The organism is Streptomyces sp. NPDC014882, from assembly GCF_043081325.1.
Classification (GTDB): Bacteria; Actinomycetota; Actinomycetes; order Streptomycetales; family Streptomycetaceae; genus Streptomyces.
Window position 1 is genome coordinate 591,200 of record NZ_JBIBWL010000001.1, and the last position, 22,469, is coordinate 613,668.

Below are 22,469 nucleotides of genomic sequence, written 5' to 3' on the forward strand. Positions count from 1 at the left end.
TGCCGCGCGCGCGTACGCGTCTGCGGCAGGGCCCCGGTGCGCCTGCTTACTTGAGCTTGGCGACCTGCGCCTGGAGCACGGCGGCGGGAACCTTGGACTCCCCGCCCTTGGCCAGCGCGCCGAAGTTGATCCCGTAGAACGTGGCGACCGTGCCGCCGCTGCGGACCACCTCGACCTGGAAGTCGGCCGTACCCTCGCCATCCATGTCGGCGACCACGGTGAACGCCACGGACTCCTCGCCGAGCCCCGAGGCCTTGGCCGAGGTGACCTTGGTGGCCTTCTGGGTCTCGCTGCCGGACGTCATGCTGAACCCGCCGGAGCAGGCCGCGACACTGTCGGTGACGGCCTTCATGGTCTTCTCGGCCCCGTCGCCCTCGTAGGACGAGAGGCCGACGAGGGTGGAGGTGAGGTCGAAGGCGTCCTCGATGTCCGACTCGCTGATGTCCTCCGGCGACTTGGTCCCCGCCTGAGCCGACTTGTCCTCCGTGACGGTGTTCCGCGCGCTCGCGTCCGTGTCGCCCGGCGGGAGGGCGGAGACGGCGTAGACGAGCGGCTCGCACGCGGCCTTGTCGACCTTCACCGCGCTCTTGGACTTCGGCAGGGTGGCGTCCTCCGCGTCGACCTTGTAGCCCTTGACCTCGCCCTGGGCCAGCAGCAGCTTCTCCAGCTCGGCCGCGGTCAGCGCCTTCGCGGCCGGGGCCGGCGACGAGGAGGAACCGGAACCCTTCGAGGATCCCTCGGAGTCCTTCTTCGACCCCTCGTCCGAGCAGCCCGTGAGGAGGACGAGTGACAGTGCGCCGACAGCGGCCGTGGCGCACAGCCGCGCCCCCGATGATCTCTTCATGAGCGGACTATGAAGGCCGGGTCAAGTAAGCGTCAAATCAGTTCAGAAACCCAGGCGTTCCCGGCGTACCGAATACACCACGAAACCGGCGCCGAGGGCGAGCAGGGTCGTCCCGCCCGCGATGTACGGGGTGGTGTCGAAGCTTCCGGTGTCGGCGAGGCGCGTGCCGTCGGAGGTGCCGGAGGTGTCCGCCGCGCCCGTGGCGTCGGCGGTGAGGGCGGTGGCGGCGATGTCCGCGGACGCGGCCCGCGCCTGGGTGGTGACCTGCGTCGTCACGGCCGTTCTGGCGGGATCGTCCTGGGACGCCTGGGCGTTCGGGACGAACCACAGGGCACCCAGCAGGGTTCCCGCGGCGGTGGCGGTCAGCAACGGACGGCGAGCGGATGACACGGAATATCGATCCCCTTGTGGCGCTGGCGAATTGGCCGTGTGCCCCGATGCTAATGAACGGCGCGGGTCGCGGGAAAGCCGCGGGCGCCGGTAGCCGTACGCTCCGGGGGTGACTACCGAAAAGGCATCCACTTTTGTCCGTCTTCGTCTTGAACTCGTCCTGGAGATCGACGACGAGAACGCCCTGACCACGGCCGCGCTGCGGCGACTTGCGGAGGAGGCCGCGGACCCGGAGGTTCCGGAGGGTGAGCGCGCGCAGGCCGAGCGTGCTGTGACGGAAGACACGGCCGAGGCCCTCGCCTGCCTCGTGGACCCCTTCGACCTGGTCGGCGACATCCCCGGCGTCGAACTCCAGCAGGCCTCCTGGTCCACCGAGCCCGTCGAGTACGACCCCGATGCGCCGGACTGGGACCTCGACGAGGATGATGACGGCCAGGACGACGCGGCGGGGGTCGAGGGGGACGGCCGCACGGGCGGCATCGGCTGAGCGTTCCGGGGAATTCGTGCCCCCGGGCGGCAACCGCCGCCCGGGGTTCCGTCGTCTCAGGGAACGCGCCGACCGGCACCCGCGCGAGGGGCCCCGGGGGAACCGAGCGCCCGCGGACGTGGTGTGGCCCACACCTCGGGCATATGTGGAACGGGACGAACCGGTCGTAGCGTTGAAGGTCTTGGACGGGGAATCCCGGGGTCACCGGGAATCGGCGACGATGGAGAAGCGTGTGATGACGGACGGTAGGCGGCGCAGGGGTCTCATGACTGCGTCCGCCCTGCTCGGTGGTGTTCTGGTGCTCTCTGCGTGCTCGAGCGGCGACAGCGACGCGGCCGACGGCGGGGGCGGCTCCTCACAGGCCCAGGCCGACGAGGCGGCGGCCCAGAAGTCCTCCGAGGCCCAGATCAAGATCACACCCGCGGACGGCTCGAACAACGCCTCCATCAACAACTCCGCGACCGTCACCGTGAGCAAGGGCACCCTCACCCAGGTGACGATGACCGCGGCCGACGGCAGCGCGGTGGCGGGCGAGCTGTCCGCCGACAAGACCAGCTGGAAGCCCAGCGGGCAGCTGGAGCGCTCGACCACCTACAAGCTGGCGGCGACCGCGAAGGACTCCAAGGGCCTGGAGGCCCACGAGAACTCCTCCTTCACCACGGTCTCCCCCGACAACAGCTTCATAGGCAACTTCACGCCGGAGGACGGCTCGACCGTCGGCGTGGGCATGCCGGTCTCCATCAACTTCAACAAGGAGATCACCAACAAGGCCGCCGTCCAGAAGGGCGTCACGGTCAACACCACCAGCGGCCAGGAAGTCGCCTGCCACTGGTTCAGCGCCACCCGCATGGACTGCCGGCCCGAGGAGTACTGGCAGGAGAACTCCACCGTCACGCTGAAGCTCGCGCTCGACGGGGTGGAGGGCGCCGACGGCGTCTTCGGCGTCCAGCAGAAGACCGTCACCTTCAAGATCGGCCGCAACCAGGTCACGTACGTCGACGCGAAGACCAAGCAGATGAAGGTCACGCAGGACGGCAAGACCGTGCGCACCATCCCGATCTCGGCCGGCTCGCCCGAGAACAAGACGTACGAGGGCCGGATGGTGATCTCCGAGAAGTTCAAGGAGACCCGGATGAACGGCGCGACGGTCGGCTTCACCGACGACGACGGCAAGGGCGAGTACGACATCAAGGACGTGCCGCACGCCATGCGCCTGACCAGCTCCGGCACCTTCCTGCACGGCAACTACTGGGGCGCGAAGTCCATCTTCGGCTCGGTGAACACCAGCCACGGCTGCGTCGGCCTGTCCGACACCAAGGGCGCCGACGACCCGAACACCCCGGCCGCCTGGTTCTACAACAGCTCGATCGTGGGCGACGTGGTCGTCGTCCAGAACACCGGCGACAAGACCGTCGCGCCGGACAACGGCCTCAACGGCTGGAACATGGACTGGGCGCAGTGGAAGGCCGGTTCGGCCGCCTGACACACCTCCCACCCCCAGTCCACCGGTGCCGCCCCCAGGGGCGGCACCGGTGTTTCCGGGGCCGGGCGCCGCCTTCTCATCCTTCTCTTATGGCGGCCTTACGCCTTCATCACGGTCCGTACCTAGCTTGCGGCCATGTTCTTCACCTACCTGAGGCGCGAACTGCGCCGCCGCAGGAAAGCGGCCCTCGTCGTCGCCTCCGGACTGGCCCTGGGCATCGCCCTGGTCATCGTCGTCACCTCCGTGTCCGCCGGCATGGGCAGGGCCCAGGACAAGGTCCTCCAGTCCCTCTACGGCCTGGGCACGGACATGACGGTCACCAAGGCGGCCGAGCCCACCGCCGACGCCTCCGAGCGCCCCCGCTTCCGGTTCGACGCGCAGGACGGCGACTCCGACACCGAGCAGAGCAGCGACCGCGTCATGGTCCAGGGCTTCCAGACCCTGTCGGCCGCCACCGTCACCGAGGTCGGCGAGCAGAGTGGCGTCTCCGGCGCGGTCGGCGGACTGAGCCTGCAGGTCGTCAAGGTCGACGGCCAGTTCACCCGCGGCCGGTTCCAGCAGGGCGAGGCCGCCGGGCAGGGCCGGCCCGGCGGTGACGGCCAGCCGCAGGGCGAGGTCCAGGGCGGCGGCGCCGACTTCGACGTCGACAGCTACTCCGTCTACGGAACCGACGTCACCGAGCCCGCGCTCGGCCCGCTGACCTCCTCCAAGATCACCAGCGGCCGCACCTTCAGGACCACCGAGGCGAACGCGAAGGTCGCCGTCGTGGACTCGGCCTACGCCAAGGAGAAGAAGCTCAAGGCCGGTTCGACGCTCACCGTCAGGAGCGTGAAGTTCAGCGTCGTCGGCATCGCCACCGCCGACAGCGGGGACTCCGCCGCCGACGTCTACCTCCCGCTGACGCAGGCCCAGACGATCGCCGACGCCAAGGACAAGGTCACCACGATCTACGTCCAGGCGACCGACTCGCAGAAGATCGACAGCGTCAAGTCCGCGATACGGAAGAACGTCCCGGGCACGACGGTGACGACCTCCGCCGACCTCGCCGACACCGTCTCCGGCTCCCTCTCCACCGCCTCCTCCCTCGCCGCCGGCGTCGGCAGGTGGCTCTCCGTCGCGGTCCTCGTCGCCGCCTTCCTGGTCGCCGGACTCCTCACCTCCTCCGCGGTGTCCCGGCGCGTGCGGGAGTTCGGCACGCTCAAGGCGCTCGGCTGGAGGTCCGGCCGGGTCACCCGGCAGGTCGTCGGCGAGGCCGTGGTCAACGGCCTCCTCGGCGGCGCCCTCGGCATCGCGCTGGGCCTCGGCGGCGCCTACGCCGTGACCGCCGTCAGCCCCACCCTCCAGGCCGAGACGGGCGGCTCCGCCGGCGGCGGCCAGGGCGGCCCCGCAGGCGGCTTCGGCGGCCCGGGCCGGCAGGCCGCGGCCCGCACCCTCGACGTGGCGCTGACGGCACCGGTGAGCGTCACGACGGTGGCCGTCGCGGTCGGACTCGCCGTCGCCGGCGGTCTGATCGCGGGGGCGTTCGGTGGCTGGCGGGCGTCCCGGCTGCGGCCGGCCGACGCGCTGCGGCGCGTCGAATAACCCACCGCCAACCCCCTCATCCACTCCAGGAGTTGTTGTCCCCATGTACGAACTCAGAGGCGTCACCAAGCGCTACACCCGCGGCAGGGACACCGTCCACGCGCTCGACGGGGTCGACCTGACCGTCCCGGACGGCGACCGGCTCGTCATCCAGGGCCCCACCGGAGGCGGCAAGTCCACCCTCCTGCAGATGCTCGGCGGGCTCGACCGGCCCAGCGCGGGCGAGGTCGTCCTCGACGGCACCGACCTGGCCCGGCTCCCCGAGGCCAGGCTGACGAAGGTGCGCGGCGAGAACATCGGCTTCGTCTTCCAGTCCTTCAACCTCATCCCGACGCTCACCGCGCAGGAGAACGTCGAGACCGCCCTCGTCCCGCTCGGCGTGAAGGGCGGGGAGCGGCGCGAACGGGCCGCCGAGGCACTGAGGTCCGTCGGCCTCGGCGAGCGGCTCGGACACCTCCCCGGCGAGATGTCCGGCGGCCAGCAGCAGCGCGTCGCCATCGCCCGCGCGCTGGTCAAGCGGCCCAAGGTACTGCTCGCCGACGAGCCCACCGGCAACCTCGACGAGGGCATGCGCGACGAGATCATGGACGTACTGCACACCCTGTGGGAGGAGCACGGCCTGACCTTCATCATGGTCACCCACGACTCCGCCATCGCGAGGAGGGCCCCGCGCGTGGCCACCATCCGCAAGGGGAAGATCACCGTCAAGGAGAACGCCGTCTCCTGACGCGGTACGGCAGCCCTGCGACGCGACAGGCACCCCTGCGACGCGAGACAGACGCCCCGCGAGGCGGTACGGCCCCACACGGCACGGCACGGCACGACACGGCACCGCGCGCCGAGCGAACGGCCCCCCCGGAGCACCGGTCTCCGGGGGGCCGTTCGCGCCCGGCTCGGGGCGGCACGGGCGTCGTCACACCGCCGACGACGGGGAGTTCGCCCCCACCCGGCTCGCGTCCGTCCCCCAGCTCGCCAGCAGCCGCAGCCCCTCCGCCGAGGGCGACCCCGGCTCCGCGTGGTACGTCACCATCGTCTGCTCGCTCTCCCCGAGCAGCCGGAACCCCTCGAAGTTCAGGGACAGCTCACCCACCAGCGGATGGTGCAGCAGCTTCACGCCGTAGGCCTTCTCCTTGACGTCGTGGGTCGCCCACAGCCGCCGGAAGTCCTCGCTCTTCACCGACAGCTCACCCACCAGCGCCGACAGCCGCGGGTCGTCCGGATAGCAGCCGGCGTCCATCCGCAGCGCGCACACGATGTCGATCGCCTTCTGCTCCCAGTCCACGAACAGATCGCGGTAGTCGGGCCGCAGGAACACCAGCCGCGCCCAGTTCCGCTCGGCGACCGGCAGCTCGCCCCAGTCCCCGAACACGGCCGCCGCCATCGGGTTCCAGGCGAGGATCTCCGTCCGCCGCCCCACCACGTACGCCGGCACCCCGTCCATCAGCCCCAGCAGATCCCGCAGCGCCGGACGCACCTGCCGCCCCCGCGCCGCCGGCTTCTTCTTGTGCTGCTTCGGCTTGGCGAGATGGGTCAGGTGCGCGTGCTCGGCGTCGGTCAGCCGCAACGCGCGGGCGATCGAGTCCAGCACCTCCGTGGACACGTTGCGCCCGTTGCCCTGCTCCAGGCGCGTGTAGTACGCCACCGACACCCCGGCCAGCTGCGCCAGCTCCTCGCGCCGCAGCCCCGGCACCCGGCGGTGCCGCCCGAAGTCGGGCAGCCCCACGTCCCCCGGCTTCAGCCGGGCCCGCCGGGTGCGCAGGAACTCGCTGAGTTCGGCACGCCGGTCCAGACGCCCACCGGGCTGCGGTACGGCATCGGCCTGTTCGTCCATACGTCCAGTATTCACGGTCGTACGCAGACGAACCTGACCCCGCCAGTGGTAGGCACGGCGGACGTAGGCACAGGTGAGGCCTGGGTGGACGGCGCGATACGGGGCAGGCTGGACGCCGTGCCCGGTCCGAAGGCCGACCGGGCGTACGACTGCTAGGAGAACCCCGGCATGACCACTGTCGCCGCGTACGCCGCACCCTCCGCCAAGGCTCCGCTGGAGCGCACGACGATCCAGCGGCGGGAGGTGCGCGAGTTCGACGTCCTGATCGACATCAAGTTCGCCGGCATCTGCCACTCCGACATCCACCAGGCCCGCGAGGGCTGGGGCGAGGCCATCTTCCCGATGGTGCCCGGCCACGAGATCGCGGGCGTCGTCTCCGAGGTCGGCCCCGGCGTGACCGGGTTCGCCGTCGGCGACCGCGTGGGCGTCGGCTGCCTCGTCGACTCCTGCCGCGAGTGCGACAACTGCAAGGCCGGCCTGGAGCAGTACTGCACCGGCGGCAGCGTCGGCACGTACAACGCCGTCGGCAAGGACGGCGAGCCCACCTACGGCGGCTACGCGGAGAAGATAGTCGTCGACGAGAACTTCGTCGTCCGCATCCCCGACGGCCTCGCCCTCGACGTGGCCGCCCCGCTGCTCTGCGCCGGCATCACCACCTACTCCCCGCTGAAGCACTGGAACGCCGGCCCCGGCAAGAAGGTCGCCGTCCTCGGCATGGGCGGCCTCGGCCACATGGGCGTCAAGATCGCGCACGCCCTCGGCGCCGAGGTCACGGTGCTCTCCCAGTCGCTGCGCAAGAAGGACGACGGCCTGAGGCTGGGCGCCGACCACTACTACGCCACCAGCGACCCGGAGACCTTCAAGGAGCTGGCCGGCACCTTCGACCTGATCCTGTCCACCGTCTCCGCCCCGCTCGACCTGGACGCCTACCTGGCCCTGCTGCGCACGGACGGCGCCTTCGTCAACGTCGGCGCCCCCGAGGAGCCCGTCGCGCTCAACCTGTTCTCGGTGATCGGCGGCCGCAAGACCCTCGCAGGCTCCGGGATCGGCGGCATCCAGGAGACCCAGGAGATGCTGGACTTCTGCGCCGAGCACGGCCTCGGCGCCGAGATCGAGCTGATCAGCGCCTCCGAGATCAACGAGGCGTACGAGCGGGTGCTGGCCAGCGACGTCCGCTACCGCTTCGTGATCGACACGGCGACCATCTGACGTCCCGCGTCACCTTCGACGGGCCCCCGGCAGCACGCCGGGGGCCCTCGTCGCACCGACCCCGCCCGCGGGGCGGGACTCACCGGCGCCGTACCGCATGCGCGCGCCGGGAGGGACCCACGGACGCCGTCTCACCCGTCCGCGGAGAAGGACTCACCGGCGCCGTACGACCGCACGAGCGCGCCGCCGCCCGGCGCGGGACGCACGGAGTGGGCGCGGCCGAGCCCCGCGACCCGCGCCCGTCCGCCCCCGACCCGCACCACGGTGTTCTCGTCGACGGTGACCCCGTGCGCGAGCCGCCCGCCCGCCACGACCTCGGCCAGCCGCGCCAGCGTCCCCCACTGCGCCGCGTGCACGTCCACCCCGAACGGCACCAGTCCCAGTCCGGGCCGCACCTCGATCTCCTCCAGGTCCTCCGCGCTGTCCGGCGGACACACCGCCACCCCGTCCGCCAGCCAGCCCCCGACCACCGCGTCCCGCGCCGCGATCACGGCCCCCGCCGAGTAGCCGGCGTACGGCACACCCCGCCCGGCGAGCAGCGCGGGCAGCGCGTCGAGGCTGCCGGCGAACGCCTCCTGGTAGGCCGGCGTCAGCCCGCCGCACACCAGCAGCGCATCCACGTCCGCCGCCAGCGCCCCCGGCTCGAACGGCTCCCCGAGCGGCAGCAGCAGCGGCACCGGCACGCAGTCGCCGGCCTCGCGCAGCAGGGCGTCGTACCGGGCGAACAGCCCGGCGCCGTCGCCCTCGTCGACGAGGACGCACAGCACCCGGGGCACGGCCGCGGAGGCGGCGCGCAGGAACGGGCCGTAGACGGCACCGGCGGCCGACGCGTCCCGCCCGCCGCCGATCAGGAACACATCACTGCTGCCATTCATGCGGATCTCCCCGGGGGCCGGTACGGACGACGTCGATGGATGCGGACGCAGCCGTGGTCGAACCGACTGCCTGCGCAGTAACTCACGAACGAGCGGCCGTGTGCCGCCGCATTTCCCCGACGCCCCTGCCGGGCACGGGTGGCGGGGCCGGCAGCCGCGGGGGCGGATGGAGGGCCGGTCGGGGTGGCGGGCGCGCAGGCGGCCCGGTCCGGCGGACGCGGTGAGGACGGCATGCGCACCGTTGTCGCAGGGAGCGTGCGCCGGGTGAGTGAACCGCGTGATGCTTGCGGGCGACCTTGGTGAACGCTTGAGCCTCCCCTCCCGGCATTCCCGGAATAGGAAGCACGAGCCATGTCGCCGAGTGAGGGGTTGCCCCGACCATGTCGAAGAAGGCTGCGCTGCGGATCGCTTCCGCCACGGCGTTCGCTGTCGCCTCGTTGACCTTCGTCCCCTCGGCCGCCGCGTCGGCGGACCCGTTCCCGGGGACTCCCGAGCAGATCCGGGACACCGGCCCCTGCGGCCCGACCGGCGGGTACCGCCCGTCGGAGTGGGCGCTGACCACGACGAACCGCACGATCAAGCCGCAGGTGGACCTCGCCGCGGTGCGCGAGGGCTGGTACTGGCGGCACGACGACAACACACTGTGGCGGGGAGACACCCGGCCGGACCCGCAGGCGATCTTCCGGAGCGGTTTCACCCCGCTGGGCACGGACCTCACGCCGCTGTCGAAGTGGATCATCGGAGGCGGCGGCCAGAACAGCGCGCACGTGAGCACCAGTTGCGACCGGTGGGTGGCGCAGGGATTCGCCACGGGGGGCGGGAACGACGGCTGGGTGTACGCGATCCAGGCCCCCGGCGGAATCGACGTGAACGCCACCGCCCGGATGACCGGCATCCAGTCGCCGTACCTGTGGAACAAGGAGATCGACTTCCCGGGCGGGGTGCAGGGCAGGTTCATCGAAGGGGCGTGCCAGTACCACTGGGCCGGCCTCGACCCCCAGACGAACGCCAGCATCTACGAGAACCTCGGCTGCGTGACGAACCCCGGCTTCCGCCCCGTGGGGGGTACACGGGCGCGGGCGGCCCTGACCGCTCCGTCCCCCTCACGCTGACGCCGAAACCCCGGCCGTGCCGCGGCAAACGGAGGCGGCTCGTCCCGACGGTGCGGGCGCAGACAGACGCGGGGAAGCACCGGCCGGGCTTCCCCGCAGCCCGATGACGGGCCGAGCGGTCGGCTGACGGCCCGGAGACGGCCAGGCCGGTCGTTTCCGGGCGCGGCCCTCCCCTCCTCCTGCGGCGGTCCGCCGCGTCCGACGCGTCCGACGGGCATGGACGGACGGCCTCGGAGCCGCCGGTCGAGGTCGTGCGCACCCGGGGCGGTGCCCGGTGGGCGGCCTGCGCGCACGATCGCGGCCGACCGCAGCGCCTCACAGGCCGAACAGCGCCCCAACCGTGTCCGGACACCTCACCCGCACAGGCCGGCCAGGAGTCCGTCCGGGACGGGGCAGGGGCGTTCGGACGCGAGGAGCCGGGCCGCGGCGTCGAGGTCGCCGCCGGTCACGTGGCCGCGGATCCCGTGGGCGAGTGGCGTCACGTCGCGGACGGCGACCGTCCACTCGTCCGCGTAGCACCGTGCGGCCTCCCCGGCGAGGCCGAGTCGCAGGGACCGGTACGGCAGGGGCCGGAGGCCCAGGTCCCGCTCGGGGTCCCACCGCACGCGGGTGGGCGCGCGGCTCGATCGGAGCCAAGGAGCACTCGGTCGGGGACGAGCGGGTTCGCCAGGCCGAATCATGGTCGGTCAGCTCTTCAAGTGCCGCGGACATGTCTTTCACGCGGCCGTCGCGCACCGTTCCACCAGCACGTCGTTCTCGAAGCATGCTCCAGCACGGACCAGGGGGACCAGGTACGCGCCGATGGTCGCGTGCCGTCTCGCTGACGGGGGAGTGGCGCCGGTCGGCGCTGTCCCGGCCTCAGCCCGGAAGCACGGTGCCGTGAGGTCTCGTCACGGACGGTCAGGGCGTCCCACCACTGGCGCTCCGCCTTGAACGGCTGATCTGTAGACGGCCCGGACCGGATCGATCTTCACCAAAGCCGTGTTCACAGACCTTCGGGGCAGCAGCTCGGCGCAGGACCGGCCTACAGGCGGCCGTCCGGTCTCACGCGGGACTCGCACGCATCGCAGAGAGTCAACTCGATCCGCCGGGTCTCGCGCAGCGACCCGGCATCGCCGCAGCGCTCGCAGAGGCGCTCGCTGGCGTCCGCGAACACGGCCACCAGCGCGTCGAGCCTGGCCGCCTCGTCGGAAGTCCAGTCTCCACCCCGCTTCCACGGCCGGGGAAATGCCTGGAAGGACAGGACCGCCCACTTCTGTTTCACCGCCAGGAGCTCGTACTCGGGAAACACGGCGACGACCGCCTCGTGGCACCCCAGCACAAGGGCACGCCATCCGGGCCCCACATCGATCACGGACGAGGGGTCACGGAGGTGACGCCTGAGCGGTTCCAGTTCAGCGGCATGCGCCGGCACCGGACGGCTGGTCATCGCTCCGCTCCTTCGGTGTCGGACGCCCATACCCGTACGGGATCGAGGTGGAGTTCGTACGGACCCGTGCAGTCGGCGGCGAGGGTGGCGACAAGGGCACCGCATCCCCAGGCCATGCTGCGGCCCCCGGTGCCGAGCGGGCCGGGAGGGGTTCCCGCGACTTGGTGCGCAGGCCGGCTCGGTCAGGCTCCGGTGCCACCGAAGAGAGTGTCGTCCGGCCCGCGCGTCCACAAGGAAAGGTCGCTGCTCGTCGCCACGGCGATGGTCTGTCCGGAGGGCGAGAAGCCGGCTGTGCGGAGTGTGGAGTAGTGCGAGTGGAAGATGTGCCACCACCGCTCTCCGTGCGGACCGGCGTGGGGCAGCCCGCCGTCGCTGGACAGCAGGACACGGTCGTTCGGCCAGGCCGGCGTGACGACCTCCAGGGTCCAGCCGTCCCCGGTGGTGGTGTGCAGCCCTCCGCCGAAGAGCCCCGCGATGCGCACGCGGCTCCCGGTGATCGGCCCCAGTCCCGGGCAGGACAGGTCCGCAACCGCGTCGGGGGTGCTGTCCTCGGGGTCGGGATCGCGGTCCCTGGCGATCTTCTCCCCGGTGACGGCGTCGAAGAGACCGTGACCGTCGGAGGAGACGACCATCACCAGATCCCGACCACTGTCGGGATGCGTCGCGAAACCGATCCCGAGCAGTCCGCCGACAGCGACGCCGTGTGTGTACTCGAAGACAGGCCGCCAGGGCTCGGGAGCGGGCACCACGGGGGCCGCGAGGAGCCGGTCCCGCATCGCCTGCTGGTACGCCGAGAGCTCGGGCTCACGCTCCGGCCGTTCGACCGGAGCCGCCTTCTTCGTCCACTTCGTCACGGCTCCATGATCCACATTCCGGCAGGCTCGCCCAACGGAATTGATGCAGCCCGGCGCTCAAGCACGTGCCCTTCCAGTCGGTGAACGCGGCTTGATCCACGTCATCCGGTCCCGCTCCCACGCGGCGGGGAAGCGGCCGTCGCGGGCGGCGGGCACGCCGATCTCCGGCGGGTGGGCCCGGTGGACGGTGACCGTGGACTCCGTGTGGACGGCACGGATGCGGCGGTGCGGTTCTTCCAGGCCGTACAGCGTGTGGCCGCCCGGTCCGGGCGGCCACCGATTCAGGGCCTCGGCCCACCGGAGCCGGGCTCCCGGCCCGTGCCCCGGCGTGAGTCCCGGCGCAGGCCCCGGACCGGGCTCAGTGCGGGAGCGACGCGGGGTTGCCGCCGTTGGCCTCGTAGCCCGCCACGGCCAGCGCGCGGTACACCGCGAACTCGCCCGCCGGGTCGGCGGACAGGGTCCAGGGCAGCGCGCCCACGTGGCCGTCGACGTGGACCAGCTGGTTCACCGCCTCCGACCAGCGTTCGGCGCGCACCAGGAAGAAGACCAGGAGGTGGCGCACGTGCGCCAGCATGGGGTCGTCGGGGCGGGCCGCGTGGACGGCGAACAGGGCGCCGTGGATCGCCCTGGTCACCACCTCGCTCTGGTAGAAGCCGGCGACCAGGTTGACCTCGGGGAGGTGCTCGAAGACCGCGAACAGGGGCATCGCCGCGAGGAGGGAGCCCCGGGGGGCGCGCGCCGCCGCGGCCTCCGCGAAGGACATCGCCGTCTCGCGCGAGCCGTGCCACTTCTCGCACCAGTAGTGCAGGGCCGCCAGGTGCGCGCCCATGTGCGCGGGGGCGCGGTCCAGGATCTTCAGCCAGAGCTGCTCGAACTCGCTCTGCGAGTAGGCCAGACCGCGGGCCACCGACAGCTCGACGATGTACGGGACCGGGTCACCGGGGGCGAGCAGCGCCGCCTGCCCGCAGGCGTCCCTCGCCTCCTCCATGATGATCCGGAAGTCGTCCGTGCCCGGCGTCGAGGTGCGCCACGCCTGCTGGACGAGGAACTCGGCGTGCACCGCCGCCCCGCCCGGATCCTTGGGCGCCTCGGCGCGCCACACCCGCAGCCACTGCCCGCCCGGCGTGTCACCGACCCCGCCGGGCCGCTGCCGCAGCTCCAGCGCGGCGGCGCCCGCGAAGGCCTGCACGCGCTGCCAGCGCCGCTCGCCCTCGGCCTCGGTGCCGGCCAGCAGCTGCAGGGCGGCCCGGTGGTCCTGGGTGCGCTGCACCACGTCCAGGACGTCGAGCAGGTCCTGGTCGGGGCCGGGCATGCGGATGTCCAGCTCCTCCTCGCGGACGAAGCCGTAGTCCGCGGGGTCCGCGGCGTCGGGGTGGCCGGCCGGCACCTGCTCGATCGCGCCGCGCCTGCGCCGCAGGAACGGCAGCAGCACGAAGCTGAGCATGACCAGCGCGATCAGGACCCAGAGAATTTCCATGCCCCAAGGGTTCCAGACGCCGCGGACAATTGGCCAACCTCCTCCGCCGGACTGTGGAAAACCTCCCGGTGGAGCGGCGGGCGCCCCGCCGTCCCGCACCTTCGCCTCCGGCGCACTACGCTCGGTGCCCATGAGCGACAGGCACATCAGTCAGCACTTCGAGACCCTCGCGATCCACGCGGGCAACACCGCGGATCCCCTCACCGGCGCGGTCGTCCCGCCGATCTACCAGGTCTCGACCTACAAGCAGGACGGCGTCGGCGGACTGCGGGGCGGCTACGAGTACAGCCGCAGCGCCAACCCGACCAGGACCGCCCTGGAGGAGAACCTGGCCGCCCTGGAGGGCGGCGTCCGGGGTCTCGCGTTCGCTTCCGGACTGGCGGCCGAGGACTGCCTGTTGCGCACGCTGCTCAGCCCCGGCGACCACGTGGTGATCCCCAACGACGCCTACGGCGGCACCTTCCGGCTGTTCGCGAAGGTCGTCTCCCGGTGGGGCGTGGAGTGGTCGGTGGCCGACACCAGCGACCCGGCCGCCGTACGGGCCGCGATCACGCCGAAGACGAAGGCGGTGTGGGTGGAGACCCCCTCCAACCCGCTGCTCGGCATCACCGACATCGCGGCCGTCGCGCAGGTGGCGCGGGACGCGGGCGCCCGGCTCGTCGTCGACAACACCTTCGCCACGCCGTACCTCCAGCAGCCGCTGGCGCTCGGCGCGGACGTCGTCGTGCACTCGCTGACCAAGTACATGGGCGGCCACTCGGACGTCGTCGGCGGCGCGCTGATCACGGGCGACCGGGAACTCGGCGAGGAGCTGGCGTACCACCAGAACGCGATGGGCGCGGTCGCCGGGCCGTTCGACTCCTGGCTGGTGCTGCGGGGCACGAAGACGCTGTCGGTGCGCATGGACCGGCACAGCGAGAACGCGACCAAGGTCGCCGACATGCTCACCCGGCACGCGCGCGTGACGAACGTCCTCTACCCGGGCCTGCCCGACCACCCCGGTCACGAGGTCGCCGCCAAGCAGATGCGGGCGTTCGGCGGCATGGTGTCGTTCCAGGTGGCGGGCGGCGAGGAGGCGGCGGTCGAGGTGTGCAACCGCGCCCGGGTGTTCACGCTGGGCGAGTCCCTCGGCGGCGTGGAATCGCTGATCGAGCACCCCGGGCGCATGACGCACGCGTCCGCGGCCGGTTCGGCCCTGGAGGTCCCGGCCGACCTGGTGCGCGTCTCGGTCGGCATCGAGAACGTCGACGACCTCCTGGCGGACCTCCAGCAGGCCCTCGGCTAGACCCTCGGCCAGGCCCTCGTCACGGGCCGGGCCGCATCGGCCGGTCGGTCCCACCGGCCGGTCGGTCTCACCAGCCGGTCAGGGGTGGGGTCGTCTCCGACGGCGGCACCACCCACGGCTCGGCCACCACCGCCCAGACGGTGAACGCGACGGCCGCCGCCCACAGCAGCAGCCACAGCAGGCGCCGGGCGAGCGTGCGGCGACGCAGCACACGGCTGCCGCGCCGCACGGCGTCCGCGTGCAGCTCGGGCGGCAGCCGGGCCACCGACCGTTCCATGATCTGCCGTACGGCGGCCTCCCGCCCGGGCCGGTTCACGTCGGCGCCGCCTTCGCCGCGGGGGTCGGGGGCGGGGGCGCCGGGGGCGGGTGCAGGACGGTCGCCGTCGCCCGGTCGCAGAGGGTGCGGACGCGTTCCACGGGCAGGCCGAGGAGGGCCGCGACCTGTTCCTCGCCGACGCCCTCGTGGAGCCTGAGGACCAGGACGAGGCGTTCGCGCGGGGTGAGGCCCGCCAGCGGGCCGGTGAGGGGCCGACGGGTCAGGCGGGACCGGCGGGTCCGGCCCAGGGTGGCGTACCGGTGCCAGGCGGTGTCGGCGAAGCGGACGGCGAGGTGCCGGCGGGCGTGGTCGTAGGGGTCCTCGCCGTGCAGCCGGTCCCAGCACGCGTAGGTGTGCGCGAGGGCGTGCGTCAGCAGCCGTCGCGCGCGCGGGTTGTCGTCGGGGGCTTCCCCGGTGAGCAGGGTGGCGGTCTGCGTCAGCCGCCCGCCCGCGCCCGCCACGAACGCCGCGAAATCCCCGTCCCGACGGGCGTCCCGGTCCGCATGCCGTGCTCGCACCGCGCGCCTCCCGCCTGTCGGCGACCCCCGGGGAACGGATCCCGGCCGGCCGTGGCGAACAGGACCCGGTCTCATATGAGGCCAGGGGTGGGCCGTCGGTCAAGAGCCGCGCACGCGCGGGACGCGCGCCGCGCACGGCGTCCGGGAAGCGGGGTGCGCGAAGCCGGCGTCCGGGCCGGGCACCCGGCGCGGGGGCCGGAGACCGGTGCGGGGGTCAGGAAGCCGGTGCGGACTCCGTGCCGGGAAGGCCGGAGGAGGCCATCCGGGTGGACAGCGCGGTGTTGAAGCGGGTGAGGAGCGAGCAGAACGCCTCGCGCTCCTGCGGGCTCCAGTCGCCGGTCAGCTCGGCCATCAACTGACGTCGGGAGAGGCGTACTTCGTCCAGCCGGGACAGCCCGCGCGGGGACAGCTGGAGCACCACGGCCCGCCCGTCCTCGGGGTGCGAGGTGCGCTTGACCAGACCGGTGTCGACCAGCGGCGCCACCTGCCGGGTGACGGTCGACGAGTCGATGCCCATGCTGGCGGCGAGCGCCTTGACGCCCATCGGGCCTTCCTTGTCGAGGCGGTTCAGCAGCAGGTAGGCGGCGCGGTCCATGGAGTTGCGCACCTGCCCGACGCCGCCGAGCCGGGTCTGTTCGGCACGGCGCGCGAAGACCGCGACCTCGTGCTGCAGCGCGTCCAGGAGACCGGTCTCACCGACGGTCGTCATGTCCATCGACATTTCGGGTGTTGTGGGCATGGCCGGGGGCTCACTTCATGAAAGGGGTGCTGGGTTGGGGGACAGGGTACGCGGCCCGGAGGCGGGTCGTACCGGCGCTGCGCAAACCGGTCCCGGTGGTTGGACGCGGCGGTCGTTCCCGCCTGTGAACTGCGATGCTGGTGTCATGAGCTACGGCACGGCCGACTCCTTGCGGCTCGTCACTCTCGACGATGTGCGCGGCGCCCGGAAGACGCTGTCGGGGGTGGCGCGGACGACCGCGATGGAGGGCAGCAGGCACCTGTCCCGGCTCGTCGGGACGCCGGTGCACCTCAAGTGCGAGAACCTCCAGCGGACGGGTTCGTTCAAGCTGCGCGGCGCGTACGTCCGGATCGCCGGCCTGCTCCCGGAGGAGCGGGCGGCCGGGGTCGTCGCGGCCAGCGCGGGCAACCACGCGCAGGGGGTCGCGCTGGCCTCCACCCTGCTGGGCGTGCGGTCCACGGTGTTCATGCCGAAGGGCGCCCCGCTGCCGAAGATCAGCGCGACCCGGGAGTACGGCGCGCAGGTGCGCCTGCACGGGCAGGTGGTCGACGAGACGCTGGCGGCCGCGCAGGAGCACGCGGCGCGGACCGGCGCGGTGTTCATCCACCCCTTCGACCACCCGGACGTGATCGCCGGGCAGGGCACGGTGGGCCTGGAGATCCTGGAGCAGTGCCCGGAGGTGCGGACGATCGTCGTGGGGATCGGGGGCGGCGGACTCGCGGCGGGCATCGCGGTCGCGGTGAAGGCGCTGCGGCCCGACGTGCGGATCGTGGGGGTGCAGGCGGAGGGCGCGGCGGCGTATCCGCCCTCGCTGGCGGCGGGCCGGCCGGTGTCGCTGCGCAGTCCGGCGACCATGGCGGACGGCATCAGAGTCGGCCGGCCCGGTGACGTGCCCTTCGGGATCGTCGGCGACCTGGTGGACGAGGTGCGCACGGTCTCGGAGGACGCGTTGGCGGCCGCCCTCCTGCTGTGTCTGGAACGGGCCAAACTGGTGGTCGAGCCGGCCGGGGCGAGTCCGGTGGCGGCGCTGCTGAGCGCGCCGGACGCCTTCGAGGGGCCGGTGGTCGCGGTGCTCTCCGGCGGGAACGTGGATCCGCTGCTGATGCAGCGCGTCCTGCGGCACGGCATGTCCGCCCAGGGCCGCTACCTCGCCGTACGGCTGCGGCTGACGGACCGGCCCGGCGCGCTCGCGACGCTGCTCGGGGTGCTGTCGACGGTGGACGCCAACGTCCTCGACGTGAGCCACGTGCGGACCGACCCGCGGCTCGGCCTCACGGAGGCGGAGGTGGAGCTGCACCTGGAGACGGAGGGGCCGGCGCACTGCGTCGAGGTCGGCCGGGCCCTGCGGGAGGCCGGTTACACCGTCATCGACTGACGTCGGCGGCTGTCGGTGGCTGTCGGCGGCCGACGGTGTCCACCGGTGCTCGTCCGCCGGTGGCCGGCGATCAGCACCGACACCGGTCTCGGCACCGGCGCCGCGTGCCCGCCGAGGCCGTACGCCGGGCCGGAACCCTGGTGGTCACTCGTTCGGGTAACTCCGTTGAGGGACGCGATACATCGCGTTACGGTGTGGGTCACGCCCCTTCGCCAGCGTGCTCGACGTGTTCTGGTCGGGCGGGGCGAAACGCGCAAATTAGGCTTTCCGAAGAATCCCCGACGACGTGGAGACTCACATGCCAGGCGCCATCCATGCCGAAGGCCTGGTGAAGACCTTCGGCGACGTAAGGGCTCTGGACGGCGTCGACCTCGACGTCCCCGAGGGCACCGTCCTCGGCCTCCTCGGGCCGAACGGCGCGGGCAAGACCACCACGGTCCGCTGCCTGACCACCCTCCTGCGCCCGGACAGCGGCCGGGCTGTGGTCGCCGGCCTCGACGTGCTCGAACACCCCGACGCGGTCCGGCGCTCGATCGGCCTGTCCGGTCAGTTCGCCGCCGTCGACGAGTACCTGACCGGCCGCGAGAACCTCCAGATGGTCGGACAGCTCTACCAGATGCGGGCGAGGGCCGCGAAGGCCCGGGCGGCCGAGCTGCTCGACCAGTTCGACCTCGCGGACGCCGCCGACCGCACCACGAAGACCTACTCCGGAGGCATGCGCCGCCGCCTCGACCTGGCCGCCGCACTCGTGGTCTCCCCGCCCGTGATGTTCATGGACGAGCCGACGACCGGCCTCGACCCGCGCAACCGCCAGATGCTGTGGGAGGTGATCAAGCGCCTCGTCTCCGGCGGCACGACACTGCTGCTGACCACCCAGTACCTGGAGGAGGCCGACCACCTCGCGCACGACATCGCGGTCGTCGACCACGGCAAGGTCATCGCCCGCGGCACCTCCGACGAGCTCAAGGCCCGCACCGGCGGCGAGCGCGTGGAGGTCGTGGTGCACGACCGCGAGCACATGCCGACCGCGGTCGAGGTCCTGGCCGGCTTCGGCAAGGGCGACACCACCGTCGAGGAGCACACCCGCAAGCTCACCGTGCCCGTCACCGGCGGCGCCAAGCTCCTCGCCGAGGTCATCCGGGAGCTGGACATCCGCGGCATCGAGATCGACGACATCGGCCTGCGCCGCCCCACCCTCGACGACGTCTTCCTGTCCCTCACCGGACACGTCGCCGAGGACGGACCCGGGGGCACGTCCGAGGAGAACGGCAAGGAGGCCGTGAAATGAGTGCCGTCACCGACGCCGTCCGGGGCGCGGCCCCGGGCAACCCGCTCGGGCAGAGCGTCCGGGACTCCCTGGTCGTTGCCAAACGCAACCTGATCCGGATGTCACGCATCCCCGAGATGGTCATCTTCGGGCTCATCCAGCCCATCATGTTCGTGGTGCTGTTCACCTACGTCTTCGGCGGCTCCATGCGGGTCGGCGGCAGCACCAGTGCCGGCAACTACACCAACTTCCTCATGGCGGGGATCTTCGCCCAGACCGTCACCTTCGCCACCGCCGGAGCCGGCGCGGGCATCGCCGACGACATGCACAAGGGCCTCATCGACCGGTTCCGTTCCCTGCCCATGGCCCGCGGCGCGGTCCTCACCGGCCGCACCCTCGCCGACCTCGTGCAGACCGCGCTGACGCTGCTCGTCCTCGCCGTCGTCGCGCTCCTGGTCGGCTGGCGGGTCGGCTCCGACGGCAGCACCGACGCCGCACGCGTCCTGGCGGCCTTCGGCCTGCTGCTCCTCCTCGGCTACGCCTTCACCTGGATCGGCGCCCTCATCGGCCTGACCGTCCGCACCCCCGAGGCGGCCACCTCGGGCGGACTGATCTGGCTCTTCCCGGTCACCTTCGTCTCCAACGCCTTCGTGGACACCGCCAACATGACGCCCTGGCTGCGCCACGTCGCCGAATGGAACCCCTTCAGCGCCACCGTGCAGGCCTGCCGCATCCTGTTCGCCAACCCGGGGCAGTCCACCTCCGACGCCTGGCCCATGCAGCACCCGGTCTGGGCCTCGCTGATCTACTCGGTGCTGATCATCCTCGTGTTCCGCACCCTGGCGGTACGCAAGTACCGCTCGGCCACCGCGTGACCACGCCGGCCCGGGCATGACGAGACCCCCGGCGCCACGGGCGCCGGGGGTCCGATCGGAAACCGGGGCGGTGCGGACCGCTGGGGTCCGGACCGTCGTCGAGGTCCGTCAGCCGTTGTAGGGCTCGGCCTTGAGGATGCGCACGGAGGCCTTCTTGCCGTTCGGCAGTTCGTACTCCGCGTCCTCGCCGACCTTGTGGTCGAGCACGGCGGAGCCCAGCGGCGACTGCGGCGAGTAGGTCTCGATGTCGGAGCTCGCGTACTCGCGCGAGGCCAGCAGGAAGGACAGCGTGTCGTCCTCGTCACCGTCGAAGGCGATCGTCACGACCATGCCGGGCGCCACCGCACCGTCCGTGGACACCGGGGCGGCGCCCACCTTGGCGTTGTCCAGGAGCTGGGTGAGCTGGCGGATGCGGAGCTCCTGCTTGCCCTGCTCCTCCTTGGCAGCGTGGTACCCGCCGTTCTCGCGCAGGTCGCCCTCCTCGCGCGCGGCCGCGATCTTGGCGGCGATCTCGGTGCGCGCAGGACCAGTAAGGTACTCAAGCTCGTCCTTGAGCTTGTTGTACGCCTCCTGGGTCAGCCAGGTGACGTTCTCGCTGGTCTGGGTCACAGGGTGCTCCTCGTCGGTACTGGGAATAACAAGCATCGCCCTACCTGGAAGCATGTTCCTCCACAGATGGGCGAAACCACGAGCCTAACAATTCAGCGGCCCAAAGGGGAGGACATAAGCCGTAAGACTTACGTCGACGCAGGTCAGTACCCGCGTATTGCGGCGACGATCAGTCCGCGTGACAACCCAGCAATTCCGCCGTGGTGCCCCGGGACGCCGTACGGAGCGTGACCACCTCGTCGATCCGCGTGTCCGGGCCGGAGAAGCGGAAGTCGGCGCGGCCCACCTCGGCACCGTTCTCGGCCTGCGAGCGGACCGTGCAGTAACCGCTCACCCCCGCGTCCTTGCGCACCTCGAGGTGCACCCGCACCGAGTCGTCCGAGACCTGGAAAGTGATCATCTCGCCGCTGATCTTGTTCTGGGCGACGTAGTGATAGCCGAAGTAGCCGATCAACGCGAGCAGCAGCGCACCGAGGACGGCGCCGGCCACCTTGAGCGTGCGGTCCGCGCGCTCGTCCGAGGAACGGCCGTAACGGCCCTCGGGCGGTCGCGTGCTCGCCGTACTCATGATCGTCCTCTCGGCAAGGCCTCCGGCCGGTCGGGCGAAGGTCCGAAAGTGGGCTGCGGGGGCAGGACCACGGAATTATTGGCCCCCCGATTCGGTCACTATAGAAGCCGCCGTTCGCTCCCCGTCCCACGGGGGCGCCGACTTACTGAGGATTTGAGTCTTGACTGACCAGCTGCGACTGATGGCCGTGCACGCCCACCCCGACGACGAGTCGAGCAAGGGCGCGGCCACCATGGCGAAGTACGTGTCCGAGGGGGTGGACGTGCTGGTCGTGACCTGCACGGGCGGGGAGCGCGGCTCCATCCTCAATCCGAAGCTCCAGGGCGACACCTACATCGAGGAGAACATCCACGAGGTGCGCAGGAAGGAGATGGACGAGGCCCGCGAGATCCTCGGGGTCCGGCAGGAGTGGCTCGGCTTCGTCGACTCCGGGCTGCCCGAGGGCGACCCGCTGCCGCCGCTGCCCGAGGGCTGCTTCGCCCTCGAGGACGTCGACAAGGCGGCCGGCGAGCTGGTGAAGCAGATCCGCTCCTTCCGTCCCCAGGTGATCACCACCTACGACGAGAACGGCGGCTACCCGCACCCCGACCACATCATGACCCACAAGATCTCCATGGTGGCCTTCGAGGGCGCGGACGACACCGTGAAGTACCCGGAGAGCGAGTTCGGGCCGGCGTACCGGCCGCTGAAGCTCTACTACAACCAGGGCTTCAACCGGCCGCGCACCGAGGCGCTGCACCAGGCCATGCTCGACCGCGGCCTGGAGTCGCCGTACGGGGACTGGCTCAAGCGCTGGAGCGAGTTCGAGCGGGTCGAGCGCACGCTGACCACGCACGTTCCGTGTGCCGACTTCTTCGAGGTCCGCGACAAGGCGCTGATCGCGCACGCCACGCAGATCGACCCCGACGGGGGCTGGTTCCGGGTGCCGATGGAACTCCAGAAGGAGGTCTGGCCGACCGAGGAGTACGAGCTGGCGAAGTCGCTCGTCGACACCTCCCTCCCCGAGGACGACCTGTTTGCGGGCATCCGCGACAATGCCTGACATGAGCGCAAGCGTGAGCCTGGCAATGACGCACCTCGTCCCCCTCGCCAAGGAGGTCGACGAGAACAAGGTCACCCCCGGCGTCCTCGGCTTCATCGTCTTCGCGGCGATGGCGATCGCGGTCTGGGGCCTGATGAAGTCGATGAACCGCCGCATGGGCAAGGTCGACTTCGTGGAGACCCCGGAGGACGCCTCCGGCGGGAGCACCACGGGGAAGCCCACGTCCGCCAAGGGCTGAGCCGGGCCGCACCCCGGACCGACGGCACCGCCACCCGCCCGCGCGGGCAGCGGTGCCGTCGGGCT

Annotated in this window: 24 protein-coding genes and 2 pseudogenes; 12 read left to right on the top strand and 14 right to left on the bottom strand. The window is 71.8% G+C overall.

Annotated elements, in window-relative coordinates:
* Positions 1–46: 46 nt before the first annotated feature.
* On the bottom strand, positions 47–844 hold the full coding sequence (locus ACF09K_RS02640; protein ID WP_392240633.1) for a hypothetical protein: 798 nt from the start codon (positions 842–844) through the stop codon (positions 47–49).
* A 42-nt stretch (positions 845–886) separates the two neighbouring features.
* A complete protein-coding gene (locus tag ACF09K_RS02645; protein ID WP_392240634.1) occupies positions 887–1,234 on the bottom strand; it encodes an LAETG motif-containing sortase-dependent surface protein in 348 nt (115 codons plus the stop codon).
* A 109-nt stretch (positions 1,235–1,343) separates the two neighbouring features.
* Here ACF09K_RS02645 and ACF09K_RS02650 point away from each other — a divergent pair, with 109 nt between their 5' ends.
* The 4 genes from ACF09K_RS02650 to ACF09K_RS02665 all read left to right on the top strand — a co-directional run bounded on the left by ACF09K_RS02650 (position 1,344) and on the right by ACF09K_RS02665 (position 5,512).
* Positions 1,344–1,721: a hypothetical protein gene (locus ACF09K_RS02650; RefSeq protein WP_392240635.1), complete on the top strand. Its 378-nt coding sequence runs from the start codon at positions 1,344–1,346 to the stop codon at positions 1,719–1,721.
* A gap of 235 nt (positions 1,722–1,956) precedes the next feature.
* Positions 1,957–3,204, top strand: a complete 1,248-nt coding sequence (locus ACF09K_RS02655) for an Ig-like domain-containing protein (RefSeq protein ID WP_392240636.1) — start codon at positions 1,957–1,959, stop codon at positions 3,202–3,204.
* A gap of 135 nt (positions 3,205–3,339) precedes the next feature.
* Positions 3,340–4,785 (top strand): ABC transporter permease, encoded by a 1,446-nt coding sequence (locus ACF09K_RS02660; RefSeq protein WP_392240637.1) that lies wholly within the window; start codon positions 3,340–3,342, stop codon positions 4,783–4,785.
* A 43-nt stretch (positions 4,786–4,828) separates the two neighbouring features.
* Positions 4,829–5,512 (top strand): ABC transporter ATP-binding protein, encoded by a 684-nt coding sequence (locus ACF09K_RS02665; RefSeq protein ID WP_392240638.1) that lies wholly within the window; start codon positions 4,829–4,831, stop codon positions 5,510–5,512.
* Positions 5,513–5,698: 186 nt separating this feature from the next.
* On the opposite strand, the gene ACF09K_RS02670 is transcribed toward ACF09K_RS02665, so the two are convergent.
* Entirely contained in the window at positions 5,699–6,616 is a 918-nt protein-coding gene (locus ACF09K_RS02670; RefSeq protein WP_392240639.1) for a helix-turn-helix domain-containing protein, read from the bottom strand.
* Positions 6,617–6,784: 168 nt separating this feature from the next.
* Between ACF09K_RS02670 and ACF09K_RS02675 the strand changes: the two genes are divergently transcribed.
* Positions 6,785–7,825 carry an NAD(P)-dependent alcohol dehydrogenase gene (locus tag ACF09K_RS02675; protein ID WP_392240640.1) on the top strand — a complete coding sequence of 347 codons (1,041 nt, stop codon included), beginning with the start codon at positions 6,785–6,787 and terminating at the stop codon, positions 7,823–7,825.
* Positions 7,826–7,956: 131 nt separating this feature from the next.
* On the opposite strand, the gene ACF09K_RS02680 is transcribed toward ACF09K_RS02675, so the two are convergent.
* Positions 7,957–8,700, bottom strand: coding sequence for a hypothetical protein (locus ACF09K_RS02680; RefSeq protein ID WP_392240641.1), 744 nt, complete (start codon positions 8,698–8,700; stop codon positions 7,957–7,959).
* A gap of 380 nt (positions 8,701–9,080) precedes the next feature.
* Here ACF09K_RS02680 and ACF09K_RS02685 point away from each other — a divergent pair, with 380 nt between their 5' ends.
* Entirely contained in the window at positions 9,081–9,812 is a 732-nt protein-coding gene (locus ACF09K_RS02685) for a hypothetical protein (RefSeq protein WP_392240642.1), read from the top strand.
* Positions 9,813–10,165: 353 nt separating this feature from the next.
* Here the strand turns inward: ACF09K_RS02685 and ACF09K_RS02690 are convergent.
* The 5 genes and pseudogenes from ACF09K_RS02690 to ACF09K_RS02710 form a co-directional block, all read right to left on the bottom strand.
* A pseudogene (locus ACF09K_RS02690) lies at positions 10,166–10,453 on the bottom strand (DUF4291 family protein); the annotation flags it as partial.
* 383 nt (positions 10,454–10,836) lie between these two features.
* Positions 10,837–11,241: a hypothetical protein gene (locus ACF09K_RS02695; RefSeq protein WP_392240643.1), complete on the bottom strand. Its 405-nt coding sequence runs from the start codon at positions 11,239–11,241 to the stop codon at positions 10,837–10,839.
* Positions 11,242–11,423: 182 nt separating this feature from the next.
* A complete protein-coding gene (locus tag ACF09K_RS02700) occupies positions 11,424–12,095 on the bottom strand; it encodes a hypothetical protein (protein ID WP_392240644.1) in 672 nt (223 codons plus the stop codon).
* An 87-nt stretch (positions 12,096–12,182) separates the two neighbouring features.
* Positions 12,183–12,335: pseudogene (locus ACF09K_RS02705) on the bottom strand (DUF4291 family protein); the annotation flags it as partial.
* Positions 12,336–12,453: 118 nt separating this feature from the next.
* The gene (locus ACF09K_RS02710) at positions 12,454–13,572 is read right to left on the bottom strand and encodes a hypothetical protein (RefSeq protein WP_392240645.1); all 1,119 of its coding nucleotides are present in this window, start codon (positions 13,570–13,572) and stop codon (positions 12,454–12,456) included.
* A 130-nt stretch (positions 13,573–13,702) separates the two neighbouring features.
* On the opposite strand from ACF09K_RS02710, the gene ACF09K_RS02715 reads away from it, so the two are divergent.
* Positions 13,703–14,857, top strand: a complete 1,155-nt coding sequence (locus tag ACF09K_RS02715) for a cystathionine gamma-synthase (protein ID WP_363092901.1) — start codon at positions 13,703–13,705, stop codon at positions 14,855–14,857.
* Between the two features lie 67 nt (positions 14,858–14,924).
* On the opposite strand, the gene ACF09K_RS02720 is transcribed toward ACF09K_RS02715, so the two are convergent.
* From ACF09K_RS02720 to ACF09K_RS02730, 3 genes are all read right to left on the bottom strand, one after another.
* Positions 14,925–15,173 (bottom strand): hypothetical protein, encoded by a 249-nt coding sequence (locus ACF09K_RS02720; RefSeq protein WP_392240646.1) that lies wholly within the window; start codon positions 15,171–15,173, stop codon positions 14,925–14,927.
* A complete protein-coding gene (locus ACF09K_RS02725) occupies positions 15,170–15,691 on the bottom strand; it encodes a sigma factor-like helix-turn-helix DNA-binding protein (protein ID WP_392240647.1) in 522 nt (173 codons plus the stop codon). The genes ACF09K_RS02720 and ACF09K_RS02725 overlap by 4 nt, the downstream gene beginning before the upstream one ends.
* 214 nt (positions 15,692–15,905) lie before the next feature.
* Positions 15,906–16,412 (bottom strand): MarR family winged helix-turn-helix transcriptional regulator, encoded by a 507-nt coding sequence (locus ACF09K_RS02730; protein ID WP_392240648.1) that lies wholly within the window; start codon positions 16,410–16,412, stop codon positions 15,906–15,908.
* A 163-nt stretch (positions 16,413–16,575) separates the two neighbouring features.
* Between ACF09K_RS02730 and ilvA the strand changes: the two genes are divergently transcribed.
* The 3 genes from ilvA (at position 16,576) to ACF09K_RS02745 (ending at position 19,947) form a co-directional block, all read left to right on the top strand.
* On the top strand, positions 16,576–17,805 hold the full coding sequence (gene ilvA / locus ACF09K_RS02735; RefSeq protein WP_392240649.1) for a threonine ammonia-lyase: 1,230 nt from the start codon (positions 16,576–16,578) through the stop codon (positions 17,803–17,805).
* Positions 17,806–18,103: 298 nt separating this feature from the next.
* Positions 18,104–19,093 (top strand): ATP-binding cassette domain-containing protein, encoded by a 990-nt coding sequence (locus tag ACF09K_RS02740; RefSeq protein WP_392240650.1) that lies wholly within the window; start codon positions 18,104–18,106, stop codon positions 19,091–19,093.
* Complete coding sequence (locus ACF09K_RS02745; protein ID WP_392240651.1) at positions 19,090–19,947, top strand: ABC transporter permease; 858 nt, start codon at positions 19,090–19,092, stop codon at positions 19,945–19,947. The genes ACF09K_RS02740 and ACF09K_RS02745 overlap by 4 nt, the downstream gene beginning before the upstream one ends.
* Positions 19,948–20,055: 108 nt before the next feature.
* Here the strand turns inward: ACF09K_RS02745 and greA are convergent, their stop codons facing one another.
* Together greA and ACF09K_RS02755 are read right to left on the bottom strand one after the other, a co-directional pair.
* On the bottom strand, positions 20,056–20,556 hold the full coding sequence (gene greA / locus ACF09K_RS02750) for a transcription elongation factor GreA (protein ID WP_392240652.1): 501 nt from the start codon (positions 20,554–20,556) through the stop codon (positions 20,056–20,058).
* 169 nt (positions 20,557–20,725) lie between these two features.
* Positions 20,726–21,124 (bottom strand): DUF4307 domain-containing protein, encoded by a 399-nt coding sequence (locus ACF09K_RS02755; protein WP_392240653.1) that lies wholly within the window; start codon positions 21,122–21,124, stop codon positions 20,726–20,728.
* Between the two features lie 181 nt (positions 21,125–21,305).
* Between ACF09K_RS02755 and mca the strand changes: the two genes are divergently transcribed.
* Positions 21,306–22,166, top strand: coding sequence for a mycothiol conjugate amidase Mca (mca, locus tag ACF09K_RS02760; RefSeq protein ID WP_392241018.1), 861 nt, complete (start codon positions 21,306–21,308; stop codon positions 22,164–22,166).
* Positions 22,159–22,404, top strand: a complete 246-nt coding sequence (locus tag ACF09K_RS02765; protein WP_392240654.1) for a hypothetical protein — start codon at positions 22,159–22,161, stop codon at positions 22,402–22,404. Before mca ends, ACF09K_RS02765 begins: the two co-directional genes overlap by 8 nt.
* The last annotated feature ends 65 nt before the right edge of the window (positions 22,405–22,469 follow it).